Here is an 8,595-nt window from a genome sequence, read left to right on the forward strand (position 1 = left end):
CACTCCCTGACACAGCACTTTGCATTGATTCCGACGGTGCACGGCCAACGTTGAAAAGACACGCCGTGAGCGGGCCGGTCAGCCGATGGCGGAAGTACGCCTGACCGAACGGGCATCCAGTGCTTGAGGCCTTGATCGAAGCGCACTCATGTCAGTGCTACTCGAAGCCGCCAGGGCGGTCTTCGACAACGTCGTCCACGATCCAGCACGTTTCCCGATACGCTGTCAGCGCCGGCCCCGGGGCGACGGAACGGTGGTTGAGCGCTCGCAGCAGAAAATGCCGGCAGCCCATTGCAAATTGCGACATGCGCCTTCTTTCGGCATGTATTTGACGACGCAATTGCGCGCCGTCAGTCAGTACTATGGAACGATCTACATCCCTTTCGCGACTTCAGGATCTATGTCGACCCACTCGCCGATCAATGCCGAGCGCACGCATCTCATCGGAGATAACCGCAATGAGTCACGGCTGCAAGCCGGACGGCATCGATCTGAGGATTCCTTCGCGACTTTGAATGAGAAAGCCGAATCATCACCGCCGAGCTTGCCGACGCATTGGTTTTGGCGCCGGGTCCATTAGTCATACTTATCGATATTATGAGCATTCGATGACGACATCGGAGAGGATTTCGGACCTCGCTCAGCAGGACTTTCTGCGCTTCGCGATGAAACAGCTAGGCATGGGCCGTGATGACTTCGCGCGGCGCGTCAGCCTGGCCAGGCATACGCTCGACAGGCTGCTCCTGCCCAGCGAGTCGCCTGAGTTTCGAAGCATGCCGGAGACGGGACGGTCCTACATCGGAGAAATCCTGAAGTGGAATGGGAAAAGACCTGATCATTCCATTGGATAAAATCTCGATGCCTCGACTAGCTGTACGACCCTTGCCGAGAAGTGTCTGAGGGGCATTACCGCGAATCCGGCACGGATATTACGCTCTCGACGATACGGGCGAAGGTCTGGACAGCGGGACGGATGGCTTCGATATCGAGTGCGCCGAACCCCAACAGAAATCCGTCACGAAATCCTGGATCGCCTTGATTGAACGTGTGCAGCCTGCGAAGGTAAATTCCCTGTTCAAGCGATCGCGATACAGTCGTATCGAAGTCAACCAGATCCCGGATCCTGATTGTCATATGCAGACCCGCCGCGTTCCGTGATGTTTCAAGTGCATCGCCAAAGCACTGGTCCAGACATCGGAGCAATTCCGATTGTCTTGCACCGTAGATATCGCGCATCCGCCGAATGTGCGTCGAGAAATGACCGTCCGCCATAAAGTCTGTCATTGCTGCCTGCAAGGAAAGGTGCCCTGGCCTGTATAAGCGCAACGAAGCGGCTGCGAAGGAATCGACCAGGTCGGGCGGAACGACTATATAGCTGAGCCTCATGCCGGGGTACATTACCTTACTAAACGTTCCCATCAGAATGACACGGCCGTTTTCATCGACGCCTTGAAGAGACGGAAGCGGACGCTGGTCATATCGGAATTCACTGTCATAGTCGTCTTCCAGAACGAATGCGTCCCACCGCTCAGCGGCCGCACGCAGAAGAGCACGCCGTTCGTCCGACAACGTCACCCCCATTGGAAACTGATGCGATGGTGTGATCACTACGAGTCGAGGCCGGCGCAAACATCGTTCGAGCTTCATACCGTTACTGTCGACAGCAATAGCCTCCACTTCCAGCCCGTTGGCGCGCAACAGGATTGGCGTTGCCCAGTGGCAAGGGTTTTCAACATAGGCCAGTTCACCCACGTCGGCCAGAATGCGTGAGCAAAGGTCAATCGACTGATTGCTCCCCATTGTTACGATGATCTGTTCCGGGGAGGCCCGAACCGCGCGCGATACGCGCAAATACTCCGACAGCGCGCGGCGCAACGGGAGATATCCGCCCGGATTGGAGTAGCCCATGAGGTCCGCATGCTGCTCCCCGAGATAGCGATTCTGGATACGCCTCCATATCTGATAAGGAAAATAATCCGTATCGCAGACGCCCGGCACGAACGCCCCCTTGCGTTCCTGGATGCCCGCAGGAGCGCGTATCAGTTGCTCCCCGCGCTCGGACAGGGTTCGTGCGGTTGATTCCCGAGGCGCCGACTTCATCGATTGCGGCAGCTTGTCGGAGACAAGCGTACCGCTCGTGGAATCGGTATGGAGATAGCCGTCGGCCGACAGCCTGTCATAAGCCGTTACAACGGTTATTCGGGAGACCCCTAATGCCGCCGCGAGCGTTCGGGAAGACGGCAAACGTGCGGAAGCCTTCAGCGTGCCGTCGGATACCGCGTCTCGGATCCCGTTCGCGATCTGGATCTGCAGGGGTACGGACCCGTCCCGACGGAGACGCCCGATCAGGAGGTCAGCAAGTAACGAGTCAGCCATTGGACCTATCAAACTTTTTGAATTGGACTCATAGGTTCGCCGCGGGTACGCGTACTGTCAAGTCTCGCCATCGACCCAAGCCTTAAGTCGAAGTGTGCCGGGAAATTCATGGATCTTACAGATATTAAGCATCATGGAACGTTATTTTGGAATCCTCTCTTATCGGGTTTACTCCTAACGCACTTTTTGGGCGGCATCTCGGTGGGAGGCATGGTTACTAATCGCAGGAAATTCGCAACGATGATACTGCCGGGCGTTGATCATCTGCCTCATACCCACAGCCTTCCAGACATGGCCTTCTCCAAGAACCGGCCCACGTGGGGCGCTCACCTCGCATCTGACCTCGAGCGACTGGCGGCGCCGCACGACGCCTCATCCATCGCAGCAGTCATCGTCGAGCCGATGACTGGCAATCAAAGCCAACGTCATTCCAGTTATTGGGGGTCCTATGCGTGTATCTCTACGTGAGCGTATTCTTCAGTTACATCGCGTGATCGGCCTGAGCATCGGTCTATTCGTCGTCATGGTGGCGGTTACCGGCGCGGGCATGCTGTTTCGGGCGCCACTCGAACCCGTCATCTACCACGATCTGCTCAAAGTAGCATTGTGCAAACAGCGCCTACCGCTCGATACGTTGATTGCCAATGCCAGCGCTTCCAATCCAGTCGCAGGCCGACCAAAGCAGCTGCGCATATACGACGATGCGGATTCCAGCACGCGTGTTCTACTCAGCGACGACCGGTGGTACTACGTCAATCCATGCACTGGCGAAGTGCTTGGAAGCGAGCATCGTTACGGCGGCCTGTTCGGTACGATGGCCAGACTACACAGCTTTCAGTTTCTGGAGAATGGAAGCGTCGTCGCTGGAACGCTTGCGCTGACATTCGCGATTGTCCTGGTCGGTGGCGGCTTGGCTGTGTGGATTCCAGGGGCGTTGCGTAAACGCAGGCGCGCCGTCACGATCAAGCCCAACATCACCGGTCGCGCGCGCTGGCTCAATCTGCACAAAACCCTTGGCGTCTATGTCAGCCTCATCCTACTTGCGTCCGCGCTCACCGGCGCGCTGCAATCGTTTCAATTCGTGAGGGATGCGCTCTACACACTGACGGCCTCGAAGCCCCCCGCACCCTCTCCTAGATTGGTCGTGCAGGCCGATGCGCAACGCCTGCCAGTCGAGGCCCTCTGGCAACGCGCACAGGCATTGGTGCCGCAACCAAAATATGCCCGCATTCGCTACCCTGGCAAGCCCGGGGATGCTTTCAACATCGATCTTGTCGCACGCGACGCATCGCATGTCAATGCGTTTTCCTATGTCAGTCTCGATGCGAGCACAGGCAAAGTGTTGCGTTTTACGCCATATGCCGAGAACAGCTTAGGTCATCGAATTTACCTGACGGCGCTTGCGCTGCATTACGGATGGTTGAGTGGCGGATTTATGCAAGTGCTGCAACTGATCGGCATGCTCTCTGTACCGGTATTGGCTTGCGCCGGCATCGGCAGTTATCTGCGCGGCAAACGCCGTCGGCCGGCTCCCGTGTCGCCCCGAACGACGCTCGCGTTGAAAGTGGCCAGGAAAACGGCCGAAGCGGAGAACATTCAATCTTTTGAACTTGTCGACCCTGCCGGAAAAGCGCTGCCGCCGTTTTCGGCCGGTTCCCATATTGATATTCATGTACCCGGCGGAAAGGTTCGACAATACTCACTGTGCAATCCTCCTGGGGAAAGACATCGCTATCTCATTGCCGTCATGCGGGCGGAACCGACGCGCGGTGGGTCGAGGGCCATGCATGAGCAGGTCAAGGAAGGCGACTTAATTGACGTCAGTGCTCCGAAAAATCACTTCCCGCTCGTGGAATCCGCGAAGCATTCCCTGCTCATCGCGGGTGGTATCGGTATTACGCCGATTCTTTGCATGGCGGAAGACCTGGCGGATCTCGGAGCCGATTTCAAAATGCATTACTTTGCGCGCTCGCCGGCGCGCGCAGCCTTTGTCGACCGCATCAAGCGCTCGAAATTCGCCGACCGCGTTTTCTTCCACTTCACGGAAGACCAGAAACAGCAACGGCTGGATCTAGCCGCGCTTCTCGAAACGCACGATGCCGAAACGCACTTATACGTATGCGGCGGCGAAGCATTCATGAATGCAGTCATCGACACCGCACTGCAAAAACGCTGGCACAAAAACCGGATTCACAGGGAATATTTCAGCGTTGAACGCAGGGAATCCGACAGCAATGTCGAATTCGACGTCACGATTGCAAGCACAGGCAAGACTATTTGTATCCCTGCAGACAAGACGGTAATGGCTGCTTTGGCGGATTACGGAATCCACATTACGACGTCGTGTGAGCAAGGCGTCTGCGGCACTTGTGTAACGCGCGTGCTGGAAGGCGAACCGCAGCATCGTGACGTGTTTCTCTCCGACGACGAGAAGAATAGGAACGATCGCTTCACTCCCTGCTGTTCGCGTGCCAATAGCCGGAGGCTAGTACTCGATCTGTAGATGGAAAAGCCGGCACTGTCGGCAAAACTGTGAACAAACCGTTTTTTGCCAACCACTGAAGGAGACACAAATGAGGATCACGGGAAAGCTTGCTATCGTGGCAAGCATAGTTGCAGGCATGGGCGCAGCCAGCCTGGCGCAGGCCCATGGCATCTGGTTTGCGCAGCGCTCGAACCAGCTGGCGCTGATCTACGGCATCGGCGGCGACGACCTGGATGTCATCAAGCGCCAGCAAAAAGTGAAGAGCGTCACGGCCTACGACGAGCAGGGCAAGGAGGTCTCCACGCAGCTCTCGCCCAGCGGCCCGCTGCTCGTGGTGAATACCGACAACCAGCCGGCAATCGTTGCCGGGATCATGGACAACGGCCTGTGGAGCAAGACGGCGGACGGCAAGTGGTACAACAAGGGCAAGGACGAGGTGCCCAACGCCACGATCAGCTTGCACACATTCAAGTACGGGGTGCATCTGCGCCGGCCTCTGGATGGGGCGATGCCCGTACTGCCCGGGCAGAAGCTGCAGATCGTGCCGGTCGGCAAGCGGCTGCCGGATCAGATGGGCCAGCCGCTCACGGTTCGGGTGCTCTACGCCGGCAAGCCCGCGCCCGGCGCCGAGGTGCAGCCAGACCTCCTCAACGACCCCGATTCCGAACCGCTGAAGACCGGCGCCGACGGCACCGTGACGATCAAGGTGCGCAACCAGGGCCTGAACGTAGTCGTTGCGAAACTCGATACGCCGCCGACGGAACCCGCGAAGACGAACAGCGACGAGCATGAGGCCACACTATCGTTCGTGCTGCAGCACCTGCCCGAGTGATCAATCGTTATCTGCTGGAGCGCCTCCCATGAAACGAATTTCCGGCCTGGCCGCACTTGCTGCGGCCGCTCGCGGCGTGAAGCTTGTCAAGGGCGACAAGGTGATCGCTCTCGTGACGATGGAAGACAAGTCGACGAGCAGCGCGCGCTTCGTCATCGAGTAAGGAAGGCGTCCCTGGACGCCGGCAACTCTGGTTGCCGGCGCTTTCATCTTTCCCGGAAGCGCTGCACTGCAACCAGCGTGACGAAGGGGTTTGCACCTGCTTTCGGCAGGCTCTCGACTGTGCGCGGCGATCCAAAAAGAGTCGTCCAAGGGCAGGCCGCGTGACCTCGCTGACTGTCTAAAAGATTGGAGTGAGACAGTGAAGATTTTTTTTATCCAACCACAAGACATTCATATGAAAAAGTCCTTGATTACGGCGGCCTTCATAGCCTCGTTTGCATCTACGGCACATGCTCAGAATAGCGTCACACTCTACGGTTTGATCGACGTCGGCATGAACTATGCGAACAACATTGGTGGCCACAAGCAGTATTCGATGGTCGCCGGAAATCTCAGTGGCGACCGTTGGGGGCTGCGAGGCGCTGAAGATCTCGGCGGCGGACTGCAAACACTTTTCGTGCTTGAAAACGGCTTCAGTGTTGCGAACGGAAAGCTCGGTCAAGGGGGCGACGAGTTCGGACGCCAAGCCTATGTCGGTTTTTCATCATCGAACATAGGTACCGTTACGTTCGGGCGTCAATATGATTTGATTAACGACTTGACCTACATGTTCGTGGCGGCACAGATGTGGGGCGGATACGCCAGCGCCCATCCTGGCGATGTAGATAACACAGATGGCAGCAACCACGTCAACAACGCGATCAAGTTTCGCAGTGTGTCGTACGGTGGATTGTCGTTCGCGGGCCTCTACAGCTTCGGCGGTGTCGCTGGGACATTCAACCAGAACCAGATCTGGTCAGTCGGGGCGAACTACAATTTGGGACCGCTCACGCTTGGCGCCGCCTTCGTCGACGCGCGGGATCCTAACTTCTCCTATTTTGGCAATACCGCGGCTTCAAGCACTACGGGGTCCAACATGACTGCAAGCCGCGTGTATTCCGGCTATGCGTCCGCGAAAAGACAGCAGATCTTCGTCGCAGGCGCTTCTTATGCCGTTGGTGCCGCTACGTTTGGCGTTGACTACAGCAACACGCAGTTCAAGGATATCGGGACGCTACGGGGTCTCCCGGCTACCGGCGCAGGCGGCGATGCAAGATTCCACGACATTGAAGTCAATGTCGGCTATCAACTCACGCCGGCCCTCCACCTCGGCGTCGCCTATAACTACCTGAAAGGATATGGCGTCAACGGTGCAACTTACAATCAAGGCACGATCGGGGCCGACTACTTCCTTTCCAAGCGAACTGACCTTTACACAGTCGCTGTTTACCAGCATGCGTCGGGCACTGATTCGACCGGTGGGAAGGCGGTCGCAAACCTCACGGGCCTGACCGCCTCCACAACTCAGAGCCAAGCGCAAGTAGTTATCGGCATCCGGCATCGCTTCTAGCAGAGCTTGAGGCAGGCTCGATCTCTCCCATTGTGCCGACCGCATCAGACACGATCTCACCACCGCGCGAAGCGATTTGCGTCGCGATGCTCGATCGCTCGTCGGCCTCGCGGTCCGCCGCGGCCGACTGGTTGACTGTCCCCGAGATTGGTCCATCGCGATGCGGCCGTCTGCTGCAGGCTCGAATAGTCGGTCGCGGTGCTGGAGACGACGGAGAAAACTACCAGCGCTACGCATGCAAGAACAACGCGTGCACGAATGGACGATAGCATCGTATGGTCCATCGCTCTTATGACTGAACTTGCATCCGCGTGAGTGCACCCACACGTGGCGCGCCAAAAAAAGCCCGCAGACATGGACTGCCTGCGGGCGAAGCTACACCAAGGACGTGATTCGCGGACGATTGGCGGCGTTATACCGGACGATAAATCGCGTATATCTTTGCGACGTGCTCGCGACTTTCCCAACTGCACTGCGCGCCTTGCTCAACGAGGAAAATGTCACCGCGCTCGAAGGTGTCCGTTCTGCCGGATTCGTCCACGAATGTGACACTGCCTTCCAGGAGATACATCAGTTCGCAATGGCGATAAAACATTGCACTACGATGATAGGGTGTTGAATCCCAAGTGCCGCAGACAAATTCTCCATCCGCAGAGCGGTAGTCCGTGAAGTTACGGCAGACCGGCGCGGGCGTGAGTAGCAATTCCGTGGGCGGCGTGCCCGACGGCTCCAATTGCGGCGCTGGCTGGATCGGGACAATCTTCCCGTCAGCATACTGACTGCCCTGGTAACGCATGAAGATGACCGATACGGGCCCTCGCGCCGACCAAGAAAACTCCGCGCCATGACCCAGCACCGCGCTGTCGCCTGGCCCCAGCGTTAGCGCACGCTCGGCTTGCGTCAACGTGATCTCCCCTTCCGCAACGATGATGAATTCATCTGCCGGCTGAGGCGGCACCACACCGCATCCTGCGTCGAGCGCTATCACGCCCGCGCTCACGGGCCCCGGCGGCCAATCTAGAACGCGGCGACTAGAAAGGAAGCGACTCTCGTCGGCCGAACCAATCGCCTCAATCCCCTGGCTTTTATCCGACGCGAACTTCCGTAGATCGATAAACGATCGGGAGCTGCAATGCTCCGCTACTGCTTGCTGCAATTTGGACATGTTGTGTTCCAGTCGTTCAGATTCTTTTTGTCAGACGCAGGTTGTGTTGGGTCGCACCTGGACCTAGCAGGCTGTTGAAAAGCGCCCCGTCACGATGACCGAAGCAGTGCTCACGAGGTCTGCGCATGCGATTTGCTGCTGAATTGCGGGTTCGCCGGGTGGTTTTTGCAGGCAATGCGCATGCG

At 57.7% G+C, this 8,595-nt stretch carries 8 protein-coding genes and 1 pseudogene; 7 read left to right on the forward strand and 2 right to left on the reverse strand.

Annotation, left to right across the window (positions count from 1 at the left end; genetic code table 11):
• Window positions 1-148: 148 nt before the first annotated feature.
• Both DLM46_RS38970 and DLM46_RS08435 read left to right on the forward strand, forming a co-directional pair.
• Window positions 149-580: a hypothetical protein gene (locus DLM46_RS38970; RefSeq protein WP_133300312.1), complete on the forward strand. Its 432-nt coding sequence runs from the start codon at window positions 149-151 to the stop codon at window positions 578-580.
• Between the two features lie 28 nt (window positions 581-608).
• Window positions 609-851, forward strand: coding sequence for a transcriptional regulator (locus DLM46_RS08435; RefSeq protein ID WP_115100296.1), 243 nt, complete (start codon window positions 609-611; stop codon window positions 849-851).
• A gap of 55 nt (window positions 852-906) precedes the next feature.
• Here DLM46_RS08435 and pdxR read toward each other — a convergent pair whose 3' ends face one another.
• Window positions 907-2,376, reverse strand: a complete 1,470-nt coding sequence (gene pdxR / locus DLM46_RS08440; RefSeq protein WP_115100297.1) for a MocR-like pyridoxine biosynthesis transcription factor PdxR — start codon at window positions 2,374-2,376, stop codon at window positions 907-909.
• Between the two features lie 189 nt (window positions 2,377-2,565).
• Here pdxR and DLM46_RS40115 point away from each other — a divergent pair.
• From DLM46_RS40115 to DLM46_RS08460, 5 genes and pseudogenes are all read left to right on the forward strand, one after another.
• A pseudogene (locus DLM46_RS40115) lies at window positions 2,566-2,790 on the forward strand (omega-aminotransferase AptA); the annotation flags it as partial.
• Window positions 2,791-2,824: 34 nt separating this feature from the next.
• Complete coding sequence (locus DLM46_RS41100) at window positions 2,825-4,879, forward strand: PepSY domain-containing protein (protein ID WP_115100298.1); 2,055 nt, start codon at window positions 2,825-2,827, stop codon at window positions 4,877-4,879.
• Window positions 4,880-4,949: 70 nt separating this feature from the next.
• Window positions 4,950-5,693 carry a DUF4198 domain-containing protein gene (locus tag DLM46_RS08455; RefSeq protein ID WP_115100299.1) on the forward strand — a complete coding sequence of 248 codons (744 nt, stop codon included), beginning with the start codon at window positions 4,950-4,952 and terminating at the stop codon, window positions 5,691-5,693.
• A 28-nt stretch (window positions 5,694-5,721) separates the two neighbouring features.
• The gene (locus tag DLM46_RS40895) at window positions 5,722-5,856 is read left to right on the forward strand and encodes a hypothetical protein (RefSeq protein ID WP_279635172.1); all 135 of its coding nucleotides are present in this window, start codon (window positions 5,722-5,724) and stop codon (window positions 5,854-5,856) included.
• Between the two features lie 234 nt (window positions 5,857-6,090).
• Window positions 6,091-7,245 (forward strand): porin, encoded by a 1,155-nt coding sequence (locus DLM46_RS08460; RefSeq protein ID WP_115100300.1) that lies wholly within the window; start codon window positions 6,091-6,093, stop codon window positions 7,243-7,245.
• A gap of 412 nt (window positions 7,246-7,657) precedes the next feature.
• Here DLM46_RS08460 and DLM46_RS08465 read toward each other — a convergent pair whose 3' ends face one another.
• A complete protein-coding gene (locus tag DLM46_RS08465) occupies window positions 7,658-8,410 on the reverse strand; it encodes a cupin domain-containing protein (RefSeq protein ID WP_115100301.1) in 753 nt (250 codons plus the stop codon).
• Window positions 8,411-8,595: the final 185 nt, after the last annotated feature.

Source organism: Paraburkholderia lacunae, assembly GCF_003353175.1.
GTDB classification, from domain to species: Bacteria; Pseudomonadota; Gammaproteobacteria; order Burkholderiales; family Burkholderiaceae; genus Paraburkholderia; species Paraburkholderia lacunae.

Bases quoted from the DNA above. Each gene is read 5' to 3' on its own strand.
- DLM46_RS38970 (WP_133300312.1), top strand. From the start codon at position 149: ATGTCAGTGCTACTCGAAGCCGCCAGGGCGGTCTTCGACAACGTCGTC.
- DLM46_RS08435 (WP_115100296.1), top strand. From the start codon at position 609: ATGACGACATCGGAGAGGATTTCGGACCTCGCTCAGCAGGACTTTCTG.
- pdxR (WP_115100297.1), bottom strand. From the start codon at position 2,376: ATGGCTGACTCGTTACTTGCTGACCTCCTGATCGGGCGTCTCCGTCGG.
- DLM46_RS41100 (WP_115100298.1), top strand. From the start codon at position 2,825: ATGCGTGTATCTCTACGTGAGCGTATTCTTCAGTTACATCGCGTGATC.
- DLM46_RS08455 (WP_115100299.1), top strand. From the start codon at position 4,950: ATGAGGATCACGGGAAAGCTTGCTATCGTGGCAAGCATAGTTGCAGGC.
- DLM46_RS40895 (WP_279635172.1), top strand. From the start codon at position 5,722: ATGAAACGAATTTCCGGCCTGGCCGCACTTGCTGCGGCCGCTCGCGGC.
- DLM46_RS08460 (WP_115100300.1), top strand. From the start codon at position 6,091: ATGAAAAAGTCCTTGATTACGGCGGCCTTCATAGCCTCGTTTGCATCT.
- DLM46_RS08465 (WP_115100301.1), bottom strand. From the start codon at position 8,410: ATGTCCAAATTGCAGCAAGCAGTAGCGGAGCATTGCAGCTCCCGATCG.